Annotated in this window: 14 protein-coding genes; 4 read left to right on the forward strand and 10 right to left on the reverse strand. The window is 73.0% G+C overall.

The genetic code is table 11. The features are described from left to right. Genes ACQ1X7_RS16140 through dapA form a run of 3 tightly spaced genes read right to left on the reverse strand, consistent with a single transcriptional unit; the run spans position 1 to position 4,414 of the window. Complete coding sequence (locus ACQ1X7_RS16140; RefSeq protein ID WP_432479245.1) at positions 1–1,788, reverse strand: GAF domain-containing sensor histidine kinase; 1,788 nt, start codon at positions 1,786–1,788, stop codon at positions 1–3. An 18-nt stretch (positions 1,789–1,806) separates the two neighbouring features. Beyond that, positions 1,807–3,498 carry a ribonuclease J gene (locus tag ACQ1X7_RS16145; protein WP_432479246.1) on the reverse strand — a complete coding sequence of 564 codons (1,692 nt, stop codon included), beginning with the start codon at positions 3,496–3,498 and terminating at the stop codon, positions 1,807–1,809. Between the two features lie 13 nt (positions 3,499–3,511). Further along, a complete protein-coding gene (gene dapA / locus ACQ1X7_RS16150; RefSeq protein WP_432479247.1) occupies positions 3,512–4,414 on the reverse strand; it encodes a 4-hydroxy-tetrahydrodipicolinate synthase in 903 nt (300 codons plus the stop codon). A gap of 160 nt (positions 4,415–4,574) precedes the next feature. Between dapA and ACQ1X7_RS16155 the strand changes: the two genes are divergently transcribed. From ACQ1X7_RS16155 to ACQ1X7_RS16165, 3 genes are all read left to right on the forward strand, one after another. Next, positions 4,575–6,209 (forward strand): CHAP domain-containing protein, encoded by a 1,635-nt coding sequence (locus ACQ1X7_RS16155; RefSeq protein ID WP_432479248.1) that lies wholly within the window; start codon positions 4,575–4,577, stop codon positions 6,207–6,209. Continuing rightward, positions 6,206–6,673: a WapI family immunity protein gene (locus ACQ1X7_RS16160; protein ID WP_432479249.1), complete on the forward strand. Its 468-nt coding sequence runs from the start codon at positions 6,206–6,208 to the stop codon at positions 6,671–6,673. The genes ACQ1X7_RS16155 and ACQ1X7_RS16160 overlap by 4 nt, the downstream gene beginning before the upstream one ends. A 123-nt stretch (positions 6,674–6,796) precedes the next feature. Next, entirely contained in the window at positions 6,797–7,522 is a 726-nt protein-coding gene (locus ACQ1X7_RS16165; protein WP_432479250.1) for a class I SAM-dependent DNA methyltransferase, read from the forward strand. A 3-nt stretch (positions 7,523–7,525) separates the two neighbouring features. Here the strand turns inward: ACQ1X7_RS16165 and ACQ1X7_RS16170 are convergent, their stop codons facing one another. The 6 genes from ACQ1X7_RS16170 to gcvT form a co-directional block, all read right to left on the reverse strand. Next, positions 7,526–8,008 carry a dihydrofolate reductase gene (locus tag ACQ1X7_RS16170; protein ID WP_432479251.1) on the reverse strand — a complete coding sequence of 161 codons (483 nt, stop codon included), beginning with the start codon at positions 8,006–8,008 and terminating at the stop codon, positions 7,526–7,528. 6 nt (positions 8,009–8,014) lie between these two features. Continuing rightward, entirely contained in the window at positions 8,015–8,809 is a 795-nt protein-coding gene (locus ACQ1X7_RS16175) for a thymidylate synthase (RefSeq protein WP_432479252.1), read from the reverse strand. A gap of 9 nt (positions 8,810–8,818) precedes the next feature. Beyond that, a complete protein-coding gene (locus tag ACQ1X7_RS16180; protein ID WP_432479253.1) occupies positions 8,819–9,646 on the reverse strand; it encodes a PhzF family phenazine biosynthesis protein in 828 nt (275 codons plus the stop codon). Between the two features lie 16 nt (positions 9,647–9,662). Further along, a complete protein-coding gene (locus tag ACQ1X7_RS16185; protein ID WP_432479254.1) occupies positions 9,663–11,186 on the reverse strand; it encodes a hypothetical protein in 1,524 nt (507 codons plus the stop codon). 91 nt (positions 11,187–11,277) lie between these two features. Beyond that, entirely contained in the window at positions 11,278–11,532 is a 255-nt protein-coding gene (locus tag ACQ1X7_RS16190; protein WP_432479255.1) for a hypothetical protein, read from the reverse strand. Further along, positions 11,532–12,653, reverse strand: coding sequence for a glycine cleavage system aminomethyltransferase GcvT (gene gcvT / locus ACQ1X7_RS16195; RefSeq protein ID WP_432479256.1), 1,122 nt, complete (start codon positions 12,651–12,653; stop codon positions 11,532–11,534). Before gcvT ends, ACQ1X7_RS16190 begins: the two co-directional genes overlap by 1 nt. A 42-nt stretch (positions 12,654–12,695) precedes the next feature. On the opposite strand from gcvT, the gene ACQ1X7_RS16200 reads away from it, so the two are divergent. Then, complete coding sequence (locus ACQ1X7_RS16200; protein WP_432479257.1) at positions 12,696–14,204, forward strand: leucyl aminopeptidase; 1,509 nt, start codon at positions 12,696–12,698, stop codon at positions 14,202–14,204. On the opposite strand, the gene ACQ1X7_RS16205 is transcribed toward ACQ1X7_RS16200, so the two are convergent. Then, the gene (locus tag ACQ1X7_RS16205; protein WP_432479258.1) at positions 14,201–14,557 is read right to left on the reverse strand and encodes a hypothetical protein; all 357 of its coding nucleotides are present in this window, start codon (positions 14,555–14,557) and stop codon (positions 14,201–14,203) included. The two genes, ACQ1X7_RS16200 and ACQ1X7_RS16205, sit on opposite strands and share 4 nt — an antisense overlap. Positions 14,558–14,659: the final 102 nt, after the last annotated feature.

Consider the following 14,659-nt stretch of genomic DNA (forward strand, 5'->3'; position numbering starts at 1 on the left):
TCAGTCCTCGGGGAACGGCACCGACAGCGTGAAGGTGCTGCCCCGCCCGAGCTCGGAGTCGACCGAGATCGTGCCGCCATGGGCCTCGGCGATGGTCCGCGAGATGGCCAGTCCGAGGCCGGTGCCGGGGATGGTGAGGGCGTCGGGGTTGGTCGAGCGGTGGAAGGCCGAGAACAGGTGGACCTGGTCCTGCCGCGAGATCCCGAGGCCGGAGTCGGTCACGGCGACGTGGGCCGCCTCCTGGTCGGTGTGGAGCCGGACGTCGACCCGCCCGCCGCGCGGGGTGTACTTCACGGCGTTGCTGCACAGGTTGTCGACCACCTTGGGCAGCTCGTCCTTGTCGCCCAGCACCACCACCGGGTGGTCGGGCTGGTCGAGGACCAGGTCGACGCCGGCGGAGTCGGACTGGACCCTCAGCATCTCCACGGTGGCGCGGCACATCTCGCCCAGGTCGACGGGTGCCCGCTCCAGCTCCCGCCGCCCCTGCATCCGCGAGTAGTTGAGGAGGTTGGAGACCAGGCGGTCGAGGCGGGCCGCGTTGCGGGAGATCGCGTCGACCGACGTGGGCTGCACGCCGGCGTCCTCGAGCAGCTCGGTGTGGCCCATGATCGAGGTGAGCGGCGTCTTGAGCTCGTGGGAGATGGTGGCGATCAGCTCGCCCTTGTAGCGGTCGAGCTCGCGCAGCTCGCGGACCAGGCGGACCTCGGTCCGGCGTACGCGGGCGTCGAGCACGAGCCGGCCGAGCTCGCGGCCGGCCTCGTGCAGCGCGTTGACCTCGTCGTCCTCGAAGGGGGGCTGCTCGGCGGTCCGCAGCACCACGACGTAGCCGAGGACCTCCTGGTCGACGGCCACCGGGGCCAGCAGGCAGCTGCCCCAGCCGTGGCCCTCGACGTGGTCGCGCACCAGCTGGGCGGCCTCGTCGTCGGCCTCCCCCGGCTCCGGGTCCACGTTGATCACGAAGGGGCGGAGCACCTCGTGGGTGGCCCGTCGTTGCAGCCCGGCCCGGATGCCGGACACGGTGAGGGCCGGCGCCCGTGGCCCGTCGGGGTAGCCCGCGGCGTGCTCGGCGGGGTCGTCGACCGTGTCGGGGAAGCACCGGATCGAGACCTGGGGCGCGTCGAGCGCCTCGGACAGTGCGCGGGCTGCGTCGCGCAGGCCACCGTCGAAGTCGCGGTGGACCGCGAAGGCGAGCGTCTTCAGCGCCTCGCCGAGCCGGACCTGCCGGCTGAGCTGTTCGCGGCGCTGCGCGTGCTCGAGGGCCAGGCCGGCCTGCACCACGAACATCTCGAGCAGCTCGCGCCCCTGCTGGTCCGGGATCCGGTTGTCGGGGGGCAGGTCCACCGACATGTTGCCGAGCAGCACCCCGGCGGAGGAGTACAGCGGGGCGTAGAGGGTGTCGAGGGGGTGCCAGGCCTCCGGGTCGTCCTCGCGGACCTCCATCTCGGGGACCCACAGGCTCTCCGCCGTCTCCGACGACAGCCGCTCGTGGGGCAGGAAGCGCAGGATGCCCCAGTGGTCGGCCATCTTGAACTCCTCGAGGATCACCGACGCCGGCGTCCGCCGTCCGACCAGCTGCTCGCGGAGCTCCTCGGGCCCGCCGGTGGCGGTGACCACGAGGATCTCGCCCTCCAGACGGGAGATGGCGGCGACGCCGTACCCGAGGCCCTCGACGACGCCGGTGGCGATCTCCTCGAGCACCTCGGCCAGGTCGGTCGAGCCGCTGACGCGGCGGGTGACCTCGAAGAGGCGCCGGACGCCGTCCGCGTGGAAGGTGTCGGACCGCGTCATGTTCCCCCTTCCCTGGGTTCAGGCCTCGACCACCACGGGGATGATCATCGGACGGCGTCGGTGCGTGTTGCTGACCCACCGGCCCACCACCCGCCGCACGGTCTGCTGCAGCTGGTAGGAGTCGGCCACACCGTCGGACGTCGCGCGGTCCAGGGCATCGATGATCGGCTGCTTGATCTCGTCGAAGGTCGCATCGTCCTCCGCGAAACCCCGAGCATGGATCTCCGGGCCGCCCGACACCTTTCCGGTGACCGAGTCGACCACCACGATGACAGAGATGAAGCCCTCCTCGCCGAGGATTCGCCGGTCCTTCAGGTCGGACTCGGTGATGTCACCGACCGAGGAGCCGTCGACGAACACGTAGCCGCACTCGACCTTCCCCGCGATCCGGGCCCGACCGTCGACCAGGTCGACCACGATGCCGTCCTCGGCGAGCACCACCTGCTCGTCCGGGACGCCGGTCTCCCGGGCCAGCGCCGCGTTGGCCAGCATGTGCCGGATCTCGCCGTGCACGGGCAGCACGTTGCGCGGCTTGACGATGTTGTAGCAGTAGAGCAGCTCACCGGCGCTGGCGTGGCCGCTGACGTGGACCAGGGCGTTGCCCTTGTGGACCACCCGCGCACCCCAGCGGGCCAGGCCGTTGATGACCCGGTAGACGGCGTTCTCGTTGCCGGGGATCAGTGAGGAGGCGAGGACGACGGTGTCGCCCTCCGCGATGTGGACGAAGTTGTGGTTGCGCTGGGCGATCCGGCTCAGCGCGCTCAGCGGCTCGCCCTGGCTGCCCGTCGAGATCAGCACCTGGCGCTCCGGCGGCAGGTCGGCCAGCTCCTTGGCGTCGACCACCACACCGGGCGGGACGTCGAGGTAGCCGAGGTCGCGGGCGATCGCCATGTTGCGCACCATCGAGCGGCCGACGTACCCGACCTTGCGGCCGTGCTCGACGGCTGCGTCGAGGACCTGCTGGACCCGGTGGACGTGGGAGGCGAAGCAGGCCACGATCAGACGCCCGCGGCTCTCGTGGAAGACCCGCTCGAGGACCGGCGAGATCTCCTTCTCGGAGGTGGTGAACCCCGGCACCTCGGCGTTGGTGGAGTCGGTGAGGAACAGGTCGACGCCCTCCTCACCGAGCCGGGCGAAGGCCCGCAGGTCGGTGATCCGGCCGTCCAGCGGGAGCTGGTCCATCTTGAAGTCGCCGGTGTGGAGCACCATCCCCGCGCCGGTGCGGATCGCGACGGCCAGCGCGTCGGGGATGGAGTGGTTGACCGCGACGAACTCGAGGTCGAAGGGCCCGAAGGCGATCCGGTCGCCCTCGGACACCGTGTGGTGGACGGTCTCCTTGAGCCGGTGCTCGCGCAGCTTGCTGTCGAGCAGCGCGAGGGTGAGCTCGGAGCCCACCAGCGGGATGTCGCCGCGCTCGCGCAGCAGGAACGGCGTGGCGCCGATGTGGTCCTCGTGGCCGTGGGTCAGCACCAGCGCCTCGACGTCGCCGAGCCGGTCCCGGATGGGCTCGAAGTCGGGGAGGATCAGGTCGACGCCCGGGTGGTTCTCCTCGGGGAACAGCACTCCGCAGTCGACGATCAGCAGCCGGCCGTCGTACTCGAAGACGGTCATGTTGCGGCCGACCTCGCCGAGGCCGCCGAGCGGGATCACGCGCAGCGCTCCCGGGGCGAGCTCTGGAGGGACGGACAGCTCAGGGTGGGGGTGGGACATGTACTCGCTCTCGTCAGATCAGGCCGGACGTCTCGAGGCCGGCGCGCAGCGTCGCCACCTCGTCGTCGTCCAGCGGGAGCAGCGGCGACCGCACCGCGCGGGTGTCGATCACGCCGAGCAGCTGCAGCGCCGCCTTGGCGGTGGTCGCGCCGTAGTTGGGTACCGACATCATCGCGTCGACCGCCGGCAGCAGCCTCCGGTAGACCTCCAGGGCGCCCGCGGCGTCGCCGTCGAACCAGGCGCGCGCCATCGCCGCCAGCTCGTCGCCGGCGGCGTGGCCCGCGACCGACACGAACCCGCAGCCGCCGTGGGCCAGCCAGCCCAGGTTGGCGTGGTCGTCGCCGGAGTAGACCGCGTAGCCCAGGTCGACCAGTCGGGTGCCCCGGACGAAGTCGCCGGTGGCGTCCTTCACCGCGATGACCGTGGAGAGCCCGCGCGCGGCCTCGTAGGTGTCGAGGGTGATGGGCGAGGCGGTGCGGCCGGGGACGTCGTAGAGCATCACGGGCACGTCGGTCGCGCGGGCGACCTCGGTGAAGTGGTGGAGCATCCCCGCCTGTCCGGGCTTGCTGTAGTAGGGCGAGACCAGGAGCAGCCCGTCGGCGCCGAGCTTGGCCGCCTGCCGGGCCAGCTCCACGGAGTGGGCCGTCACGTTGGTGCCGACGCCGGCGACGACCGTGGCGCGGTCGCCGACGGCCTCGCGGACCACGCGGAGGACGTCACCGGCCTCGGCCGGGCTGGTGGTGGGTGACTCCCCCGTCGTCCCGCTGACGACCACGCCGTCGTGACCGTGGTCGACCAGGTGGGTGGCGATGGCCGCCGTCTGGTCGAGGTCGACCGAGCCGTCGTCGCCGAAGGCCGTGGCCATGGCGGTCAGCACCCGGCCGAACGGGGCCTCGGGGGCAACAGGGCGGGTCATGCGGTCAGGGTATCCGCTGGAGGGATCCTCCTAGTCCGTCTGGGCCATGTTTCGCCGTTCCGCCTCGCGTGCCGTCGCCGCTCCCTGAGCATGGTCGCGCGGCGCTCGGGAAGCCCCTCCACAGGGGGCTCGAGCGCCTTCCATCGTGAGGGGAACGACGTTGTTCGACGCTGTGCTGCGGCCGGAGCCGCGACCGACCACCGGCTGGTGGCGGGTGCCGATGGGCATCCTGGTCGCGCTCGCTGCGCTGCTCGTCCCGGTGTCGGCCACGTTCGCCGCCCCCGGTCCGGCCGACCCGCAGGGCGCGCACGGGAAGCCCGGGAAGCCGGGGAAGCCCGACAAGGAGCCGGTGTGGACCGGCGTCCCCGGCACCAACTTCGCGCACGACACCTACGGCTACCCGTGGCCGGCCGCCCTCGACTGCGACGAGAGCAACGTGTCGTCCGGCGGGTGCGTCAGCGACTCCGTCGGCTTCTTCCAGGGACAGTGCACCTCGTGGGTCGCCTACCGGCTCGGCCAGCGCAACGGCATCGCGTTCAGCAACTGGTTCGAGGGCCGGCACTGGGGCAACGCCTCGGAGTGGTCGAAGGTCGCCAAGCGCCTCGGCTACACCTCCGACAAGGTGCCGTCGACCGGCGCCGTCGGCTGGTACGCACGGGGCCACGTCTCGTACGTCGAGGAGGTCAACGCCGACGGCAGCGTCGTGATCTCCGAGATGAACACCGACGGGCACAACGGCTTCGTGGTGCACACCGTCTACCCGGGTGACAGCAGCTGGCCCGACCGGTTCCTGCACCTCGGTGGCGTCACGGACCTCGCCGACACCACCGCCCCGACCCGGCCGACCCGTCTCGCCGCGGCGCCCCGCGGCGAGGACGGCGACGTCGAGCTCGCGTGGGGCGCGTCGACCGACGAGGTCGGCGTCACCGGATACCGCGTGCTGCGCAACGGCGTGCCGGTCGCCGACACCGACACTGCGGCGTACGTCGACCGCACGGCCTCGCCGGGACAGGCCTACACCTACTCGGTCGTCGCGCAGGACGACGCGGGCAACGTCTCGGCGTCCGCGACCACCGTGCTGAGCCAGCACGTCGCGCCGCCCCGCAGGCAGCAGGACTGGTTCCTTCCCGGCAGCGCGTCGGTGATCGCGGCCGGTGACAGCACCGCCGTCTGCGGGCGGCTCGGCTCCGAGCGCGACCAGCGCGTCGGTTGCCGGCTGCGCACCCTCGCCGGGTGGACGACCGTGAGGGCCGGCCGACAGGTCGAGTGGGGCCTGGACCACACCCGCGCGTTCCTCGCCGGTGACGACGGCCGGGTCTGGTTCTGCCGGGTGCTGGCCGGGTCCCCGGGCGCCGACGCCTGCCTCCCCCTGGACCTCGCCACCCAGAGCTGGGGCTTCGACCGCGTGTCCGAGGATCGCGCCCAGCCCGGCTACGCCAGCTGGGTGACCACCGCCGGGGTCCCCGTCCGCTGCGGCACCGTCGGTGACGAGGCCAGCTGCGCGGTGCTGGCGGAGAAGGGCTGGCGCACCCGCACGACCGGTGCCCGCACGAGCTCCGGCGACCCGCTGTCGCGGGCATTCGTGGGCACCGAGGGCGGCGTGTCGTTCTGCCGCACCGTCGACGGCCGGGCCACCTGCACCGCGCTCGACGTCCGCCGGCTCGAGTGGGAGCGCCCTCGCGCCCTGCCCGGGAAGCTCCCCCACGGTCGGTGGGTCTCGCGCCCGGCCGGCCCCACCCTGTGCCTCCCCGACGCGGGGTGCCGCACCCTCGGACGAACGAAGGACCGATCGTGACCCTCCTGGCCTCCCGACCCACCACGTCACCGCACCTGGCCCTGGGCCCGGAGAGCGGCGACCACCTCTCGGTGCACGTGCTCCGGCGACTCCACCCGCACGCGGTCGACGCCGACGCCGGGTGGCTGGTCTGCCCGGTCCACGTCCACGTGGGCGGCTTCAGCGGCGACGTCGCGGTGGCGCTGCGCGTGGAGGAGCTGCACCGCTTCGGCGAGGCGCTGCGGACGGTGCGCTCGGGCCTGCGCCGCTCCGCCGTCCTCGAGAGCGGCGAGCAGTGGATCGACCTCACCGTCACCCGCGAGGTCGACGGCTCGCTCGCCGCCGTCGGTCACCTGGCCGACGAGCCGGGCAGCGACAGCCGGCTGCGCTTCCGCATCGGCGGGCTCGACGCGGCGGACCTCGACGCGTGGATCGACGCCTGCGCGGACGCCACGGCGCGCTACCCGCTGCCCGCCTCGGCCTGACCCCCGGCCCCCTCGTCGTACCCGACATCTGGGTCGTCCGGTAGGTCTTTTCGACGACACGGACGTCGGGTGCGACGGAAAACTCGTTGCGGCGACGCTCCGTGGGCCCTTTGGGTTGCGCACATGGAGAACTTCGACCCCCTGAGCAGCTTCGGCCCGGACGTGGCCGCTCGCTACGACGACGAGCTGCGGGGGGACGAGGACGACACCGTCGCGTTCCTCGCCTCGCTCGCGGACGGACGTCCGGCGTGCGAGCTCGCCGTCGGCACCGGCCGGATCGCCCTCCCCCTGGCGGCCGCGGGCGTCGAGGTGTGCGGCATCGACCAGAGCCGGGCCATGCTCGACCGGCTGCGCGCGAGGCCCGGGGGCGAGCGGGTCCGGGTCGTCCGGGGCGACATGGCCTCGGAGGCGCCCGAGGGGACCTTCGGCCTGGTCTACCTCGTCTTCAACACCATCGGGAACGTGCTCACCCAGCAGGGCCAGGTCGACGTCTTCCGCAACGCCGCCTCCCGGCTCGACGACGACGGCGTGTTCGTCGTCGAGAACGCGGTGCCGTGGCAGACCTTCGGCCGGACCCAGTTCGTGGAGGCCGAGCGGGTGACCGGCGACGAGGTGGTCCTCGACGTCAACCGGTTCGACCCGACCACGCAGCTGCTGTCGGAGAACCACGTCACGCTGTCCGCGGACGGCGTCCGGATGGGGCCGATCGCGCAGCGGCTGACCACGCCGGCCGAGCTCGACCTGATGGCCCGGGTGGCCGGCCTGACGCTGCGCGAGCGGTACGGCGGCTGGCGGCGCGAGCCGTTCACCCCCGCCTCGCCCCTCCACGTGAGCGTCTGGGGACGGTGAGGGCTACCGCGGAGTCCGCTCCCAGCGCACCACGTCGAAGCCGTCGTGGTGCTCCCGGGACGCCTCGTGCCACTCCTCGGGGTCGACGGGCGGGTAGAACGTGTCGCCCTCGGGCTCGGCGTCGACCTCGGAGAGGAGCTGCACGTCGGCGAGGTCCTGGGCGGCGGCGTACACCTGGGCGCCGCCGGCCACGTAGACGTCGCCGGGGAGGCCGGCGGCCAGCTCGAGGGCGGCCGGCAGCGAGGCGGCGACCAGCACGCCCTCGGCGCGCCAGGCGGGGTCGTGGGTGAGCACGATGGTGGTCCGTCCGGGCAGCGGCCGACCGATCGACTCGTACGTCGCCCGGCCCATCACCAGGGTGTGGCCCGTGGTGGTGGCCCTGAAGTGGGCGAAGTCGGCGGGGAGGTGCCACGGGATCGCGCCGTCGGCGCCGATCACGCCGTTGCGCGCGACGGCGGCGATCAGCACGACCCGCTGGGTGGTCACGTCGCCTCAGACGGCAATGGGCGCCTTGATGCCGGGGTGGGGGTCGTAGCCCTCGACCCTGATGTGGTCGAGGTCGAAGCCGTCGATGTCGGTCACCGACGGGTCGAGGACCAGCGTGGGCAGCGGCCGCGGGTCCCGGGTCAGCTGGAGCCGCGCCTGCTCGAGGTGGTTGGAGTAGAGGTGGGCGTCACCCAGGGTGTGCACGAAGTCGCCGACCTCGAGGCCGGTCACCTGGGCGACCATGTGGGTCAGCAAGGCGTACGACGCGATGTTGAACGGCACGCCGAGGAACACGTCGGCGGAGCGCTGGTAGAGCTGGCACGACAGCCGGCCGCCGGCGACGTAGAACTGGAAGAACGCGTGGCACGGTGCGAGCGCCATCTGCGGGATGTCGGCGACGTTCCACGCCGAGACGATGTGGCGACGGCTGTCGGGGTCGCGGCGCAGGTTGTCGACCAGCTGGGCGACCTGGTCGACGTGCTCGCCCGACGGGGTCGGCCACGAGCGCCACTGGTAGCCGTAGACGGGGCCGAGGTCGCCGTCGGTGTCGGCCCACTCGTCCCAGATCGTGACGCCCCGGTCCTGCAGCCACTTCACGTTGGTGTCGCCGCGCAGGAACCACAGCAGCTCGGCGAAGACCGACCGGGTGTGCACCTTCTTGGTCGTCACCAGCGGGAAGCCGGCGGCCAGGTCGAAGCGCATCTGGTGACCGAAGACGCTCAGCGTCCCGGTGCCGGTCCGGTCGCCCTTCTCGACCCCCTCGTCGAGGATCCGGCGGAGGAGATCGAGGTAGACCTGCATGTGCCGAGCCTAGTCGAGCGACACCTCGCCACGGACGACCGTGCGCGCGTCGCCGCCGACCCACGTCGTGTCGCCGTCCTGCTCGACGTGGACCCGGCCCGACCGGCCGATCACGGTTCCCTGCGCCCCGACGTACGAGGTGGGCAGCACGGAGCCGGCCAGCCACTGGGCGAGGCCGGCGTTGAGGCTGCCCGTGACCGGGTCCTCGGTGATGCCCGAGCCCATCGGGCACAGCGCCCGCACCTCGCACGCCGTGTCGCCGCCGGACCGGACCCCGACCACGCCCACGTCGTGGCGGAGGGAGTAGAAGTCGGGGTCCAGCGCCAGCACCGCGTCGGCGTCGCGGAGCAGCACCCCCACCCAGCCCGGGCCGTTGTCGACCCACGCCATGTCGAGCACGTCGTCGTCGGTGAGCCCGAGGGGTCCCAGGACCGCCGCCCGATCGTCGTCCGAGACCGGCCCGGACCGCGTCAGCGGCGGGGCCGCGAACGCCAGCCGTCCGCCCGTACGACGCAGCCGCACCAGCCCCGCCCCGCACTCCTGGACCACGTGGTCGCCCGAGCGCGGCACCCCGCCGGCCTCGAGCCAGGCGTGCGCCGAGCCGATGGTGGGGTGCCCGGCGAACGGGAGCTCGACCGAGGGGGTGAAGATCCGCAGCCGGTAGTCGGCCTCCTCGGTCGTGGGCGGCAGCAGGAACGTCGTCTCGCTGAGGTTGGTCCAGCGGGCGAACTCCTGCATCCGTTCGTCGCCCAGGCCCGCGGCGTCGTGGACGACCGCCACCGGGTTGCCGCCGAGCGGGGTGCTGCTGAACACGTCGACCTGCCGGAACTCACGCATCCCAGCAGCGTAGGTCTCAGCCCGGGAAGACGGGCGCGGGCACCTCCTCGGGCACCTCCGCGAGCTTCACGCAGGGCTCGGGCTCGCGGTCGGGGCGGCACTCGTAGAGCCGGTAGTCGCCCTCCGACGGCATCTGGAGCATGTCCTGGTAGGTCTTGTCCTGCAGCATGTGGAGCACCGCGAAGTAGAAGGTGCCGTCGGTGTAGGACCAGGCCACGGCGTGGTCGCTGGGCGAGTACATCTGCGGGGCTGGGCGACCGGACTCGACGTCGTAGATCTCGAGGACGTCGAACTGGGACTCGCGGACCGCGAACGCGTAGCGGCCGTCATGGGTGAGGCGGGCGTCGTCGGCATCGATCGCGACACCCGTCCGGTAGGGCAGCGGCGTCACCCGGAGCACGCCGTCGGCGAGGGTCACCCGGGACTCCTCGGCGGTGTCGACCATGGTCCCGGACAGCGCGAACGACACGTCGATCAGCGGCTCCCAGGCGAAGTCGCCGTCGGGTGAGCTGTAGAAGATCCGCTCGTCGTCGATGGCGATCGGCCCGTCGTCGCCGACGGGCTGGCCCCCGCTGTCCCCCGGCGCCGTGAGCGACCGGCGACCGACCTCCGCCCGCGCGAGGGTGTCGTGCACCACCAGCTCCGGGTCGCCGTCGCCCGGGTCGGCCCACGCGACCCAGCCGTTGTCGGGCTCGACGACCAGCCGCGAGCCCGGCACGGTCTCGCCGATCTCGCGCTGCTGCCCGGAGTCGTCCACGTGGACGACCCGGCCCTCGTCGTCGCCGTAGACGACCCCGTCGGGCACCGTGAGAAGGGTCTGCACATCCGAGGCCTCGACCTCCACCCGGGCCAGGTGGAGCACGCCGTCGGCGTACCAGGGGATCGGCATCGGGTTGGTCGCCGTCGTCACCGCACCCTGCTCGCTCCCGCCGTCGCCGGAGGTCCACCACGTGGTGGCGGCGAGCACGACCGCGACCACGCCCACCACCGCCGCACCGCGGGTCCACGCCGTACGCCGCCGGCTGCGCGAGCGGGCCAGGACGCCGGCCACGGGCGCCGGTGGGACGGGTACCGCCTCGCAGGCGTCACGCACGTCCGTCGCGCCGAACGGGAGCGGCGGCGTGGGGCCCGGCGCCTCGACCACGTCGTCGACCTCGTGGTCGGCGAGACCGGCCACGTGGACCAGGACCGTCCGCACCCGCTCCTGCTCGGGCAGCGTCGCCAGGTAGGCCTCCAGCTCGCGCCGCCGCTCCAGCCGGTCGGCGAGGCCGGGCGGCAGCTCGGGCTCCTCGGGTGGCGGGCCGCCGGGTTCGTCACGGCGTCGGCGTACGCGGCCCCGCTCCTCCAGCAGCGACCGGTAGGCGAGCAGGTCGACGTCGCCGTCGCGCCGCTCCCGCTCCCAGGCCGGCAGCACCCGGGCCACGGCCTCGCGGGCGACCTGCTCGGCCTCCGACTGCGGGTGCCCGAGGAACACCAGCGTCCGCACCAGCGCGGGCCAGCGCGCGGCCAGCCAGGTGGCGAACTCGGTACCGCGGCGCATGTCTCACATCCTCCGGCCGTTCCCGCCGGCTGTCAGCAGGCCGGCACCCACCGGAGGTTCGGTGCCGACGCGCCTCCGGATGCGTGGAGTCTCACGCGTGCAGCGACATCGGGCCGTAGACCCGGCGGTCGAGCTCGAAGAGCGTGACCTGGTCGACGCCGTGCTCGGCGAGCTCGCCCCAGATCTCACCGACCCACGACTCCGCGTCGGCCTGGCTGGCGAAGCGCTGGCCGGCGAGGTCGCCGGGCACCGACACCTCCTCGCCCACGGAGTCCTCGAGACGCCACCACCAGGGGCGCTCGGACGGACCGGGCGAGCGGAACGTCGGCGGTTGCTCGGGCAGCATCAGCCCTCCCGGACGCTGGTGTCGACGAACGGCGGCTTGACCAGCTGGAACACCTCGCGGCGTCCCCGGACGTCGACGCCGACCTCGGCGTCGGGGTCCACCATGGTCGGGACCAGCGCCAGCCCGATGCCCGTGCGGAGCGTGGGGCTGAACGTGCCCGAGGTGATCTCGCAGAGCGGCACGTCCGGAGTCAGCGACACCAGCATCCCCGGACGCGGGATGCCCCGCCCGACCGCGCGCAGGCCGCGCAGCAACCGCTCGGGGCCTCTCTCCTTCTCGGCCAGCAGCACCTCACGGCCCCAGAAGGCGTCCTTCTTCCACCCCACGGCCCAGCCGAGCCGTGCCTGCACCGGCGTGACGTCGAGGGTGATGTCCTGGCCGTGCAGCGGGTAGCCCATCTCGGTGCGGAGCGTGTCGCGGGCACCGAGCCCGCACGGGAGGATGTCGTGCTCCTCCCCCGCCGCCAGCAGCGCGTCCCAGAGCGCCCCGGCGGCGTCGGCCGGGACGATCAGCTCGTAGCCGCGCTCCCCGGTGTAGCCGGTCCGGCACACCACGACGCCCACGTCGCTGCCGCCGTCCTGCCACGCCGCATCGACGAAGGTCATGTAGTCGTGGCCGACCGGCAGCCCCACGGCGGTGAGCACCTCGTCGGACCGCCTGCCCTGCAGCGCGAGCACGGCGTACTCGGTGTGGTGGTCGACGACCCGCACGCCCTCCGGCGCGGCCTCACGGAGCCGCCGGCAGACCTCGGCGTGGTTGGCGGCGTTCGGGACCAGCAGGACGTGCTCGTCGTCGTGGTAGTAGGCGATCAGGTCGTCGACGACGCCGCCGGTCGCGTCGTCGCAGCACAAGGTGTACTGGGCCTGCCCGGGCGCGATCTTGCCGAGGTCGTTGGAGAGCGTGGCGTTGACGTGGGCGGCCGCGCCGGGACCCGACACCATCGCCTTGCCGAGGTGGCTGACGTCGAAGAGTCCGACGGTGGTGCGCACTGCGGTGTGCTCCTTGACGGTTCCGGCGGCGTACTCCAGCGGCATCGACCAACCACCGAAGCCGGCCAGCTTGGCCCCCAGCGCGACGTGGCGGTCGTGGAGGGGCGAGACCCTCGGGTCGGCATCGCTCATGGGCCGACCCTAGCCGTCCTCCCCGGTGGCTATCCTGCCCCGGTGACGAGTTACCAGCTGCGCGCGGCGAACCCCGCCAAGACCCGGGCCGACGCCGTCGTCGTCGGCGTCCTCCAGCGCGACAAGGGGGCCGTGCTGGCCCCCGGGGGCGAGGACGTCGGCAAGGCGTACGGCCGCAAGCTGCGGCCACTGCTGGCCTCGTTGGGCGTCACCGGCAAGGCCGGCGACGTGCACCGGGTGCCGACCAGCGGCACCCTGTCGTCGCCGTTGCTGGTGCTCGTCGGGATCGGGCGCGAGACCGACCAGGTGTCCGTGCGCCGCGCCGCCGGTGCCGCGGCGCGGGCGGTCACCAACGCCGCGTCCGTCGCGCTGGCGCTGCCCGCCGACACTCCCGGGCTGGTGCGCGCGGTGACCGAGGGCTACGCGCTCGGCGGCTACGCCTTCACGACGTACAAGAAGGACACCAAGGACACCGCCCCCGGCACCGTGACGGTGCTCAGCCCGATCGCCCGCAAGGACGCCGCCTCCGAGGCCTTCGAGGTCGGACAGGTGCTGGCGGGAGCGGTGGCGAAGACCCGCGACTGGGTGAACACGCCTCCTGGCGACCTGCGACCACCGGCCTTCGCCGAGGCGGTCGCCGACGCCGCCCGGACGGCGTCCAGGGGGCGGGGCAGGGCGACCGTGAAGGTCACCGTGCACGACGAGGCGAAGCTCGCGGAGCTCGGGTGTGGCGGCATCCTCGGCGTGGGCGGCGGCTCCTCCGCTCCCCCGCGCCTGGTCGAGCTGACCTACGCGCCGCGCGGTGCGAAGGCGCACCTCGGCCTGGTCGGCAAGGGCATCACCTTCGACTCGGGCGGACTGTCGATCAAGCCGGCCCAGAGCATGACCGACATGAAGTCGGACATGGCCGGAGCCGCGGCGGTCGTGCAGGCGACGCTGGCGATCGCGGCCCTCAAGCTGCCGGTGAAGGTCAGCGCCTTCGTGCCGATGGCCGAGAACATGGTGTCGGGGACCGCGACCCGACCCGGCGACGTGCTGACCATGTACGGCGGCCGCACCGTCGAGATCATGAACACCGATGCCGAGGGCCGGCTGATCCTCGCCGACGGCCTGGTGCGGGCCACCGAGGCCGACCCCGACGTCATCCTCGACGTGGCCACCCTGACCGGCCACATGGTGCTGGCGCTCGGCGACCGGATCGGTGGCGTGATGGGCAGCGACGACGTCGTCGACGACGTGCTCGCCGCGGGCACGACCGCCGGCGAGGCCCACTGGCACATGCCGCTGCCCGAACAGATCACCGAGCGGGTCAGGGCGAGCAAGATCGCCGACCTGCTCCAGCACGACTGGGTGCGGTGGGGCGGGGGCCTCTACGCGGGTGCGTTCCTGAAGGAGTTCACCGACGGGCGCCCCTGGGCCCACCTCGACATCGCCGGGCCGTCGTTCCACACCAGCGCGGCGTACGGACACGTCACTCCCGGCGGGACCGGCTTCGGCGTCACCACGCTGGTCGAGTACGCCCGAACCCTCGCCGACGCGAAGGCTCGCTAGGGCTCCCCGGCCTTCTTGCGTCGGTTGTAGTCGCGCATCCGCTGCGGGATGCCGACCACGGCCGCGTCGTACGACGGCACGTGGTGCTTGTTGCAGAACTGGTGGGCCCACTGCACCGAGGGCACCCGGCGGCGGGTCCACTCGCCGTCGTGGGCGACCAGCAGCAGGGTGACGTCGCTGACCGCCGTGCGGGGCTCGACGAACCCCTCGACGCCGCGTCGGGCGCCCACCCAGGTGTGCAGGTGCTGCTCGTCGATGCGGTCGGACGCGCGGACTGTGGTCGAGCCGGTGCGGGCGCCGCCGGACGGACGACGCATCTTCGGCCGTCGGCGGAACCGGTCCATGAGACCCATGCGACCAGTGTGCCCAATCGGCGGTCGGGTCGCCCGTAGGGCGGTGTGGACTCGCTCGGAAAGAGTGCAAAGATGGGCCGGGGCCGCGACCGTGCGGCCCTC

This window comes from Nocardioides sp. GXQ0305, from assembly GCF_050880345.1.
GTDB lineage: Bacteria > Actinomycetota > Actinomycetes > Propionibacteriales > Nocardioidaceae > Nocardioides.

Coding starts and splice junctions, on each gene's coding strand:
- ACQ1X7_RS16140 (WP_432479245.1), bottom strand. CDS start 1,788: ATGACGCGGTCCGACACCTTCCACGCGGACGGCGTCCGGCGCCTCTTC.
- ACQ1X7_RS16145 (WP_432479246.1), bottom strand. CDS start 3,498: ATGTCCCACCCCCACCCTGAGCTGTCCGTCCCTCCAGAGCTCGCCCCG.
- dapA (WP_432479247.1), bottom strand. CDS start 4,414: ATGACCCGCCCTGTTGCCCCCGAGGCCCCGTTCGGCCGGGTGCTGACC.
- ACQ1X7_RS16165 (WP_432479250.1), top strand. CDS start 6,797: ATGGAGAACTTCGACCCCCTGAGCAGCTTCGGCCCGGACGTGGCCGCT.
- ACQ1X7_RS16175 (WP_432479252.1), bottom strand. CDS start 8,809: ATGCAGGTCTACCTCGATCTCCTCCGCCGGATCCTCGACGAGGGGGTC.
- ACQ1X7_RS16180 (WP_432479253.1), bottom strand. CDS start 9,646: ATGCGTGAGTTCCGGCAGGTCGACGTGTTCAGCAGCACCCCGCTCGGC.
- ACQ1X7_RS16185 (WP_432479254.1), bottom strand. CDS start 11,186: ATGCGCCGCGGTACCGAGTTCGCCACCTGGCTGGCCGCGCGCTGGCCC.
- ACQ1X7_RS16190 (WP_432479255.1), bottom strand. CDS start 11,532: ATGCTGCCCGAGCAACCGCCGACGTTCCGCTCGCCCGGTCCGTCCGAG.
- gcvT (WP_432479256.1), bottom strand. CDS start 12,653: ATGAGCGATGCCGACCCGAGGGTCTCGCCCCTCCACGACCGCCACGTC.
- ACQ1X7_RS16205 (WP_432479258.1), bottom strand. CDS start 14,557: ATGGGTCTCATGGACCGGTTCCGCCGACGGCCGAAGATGCGTCGTCCG.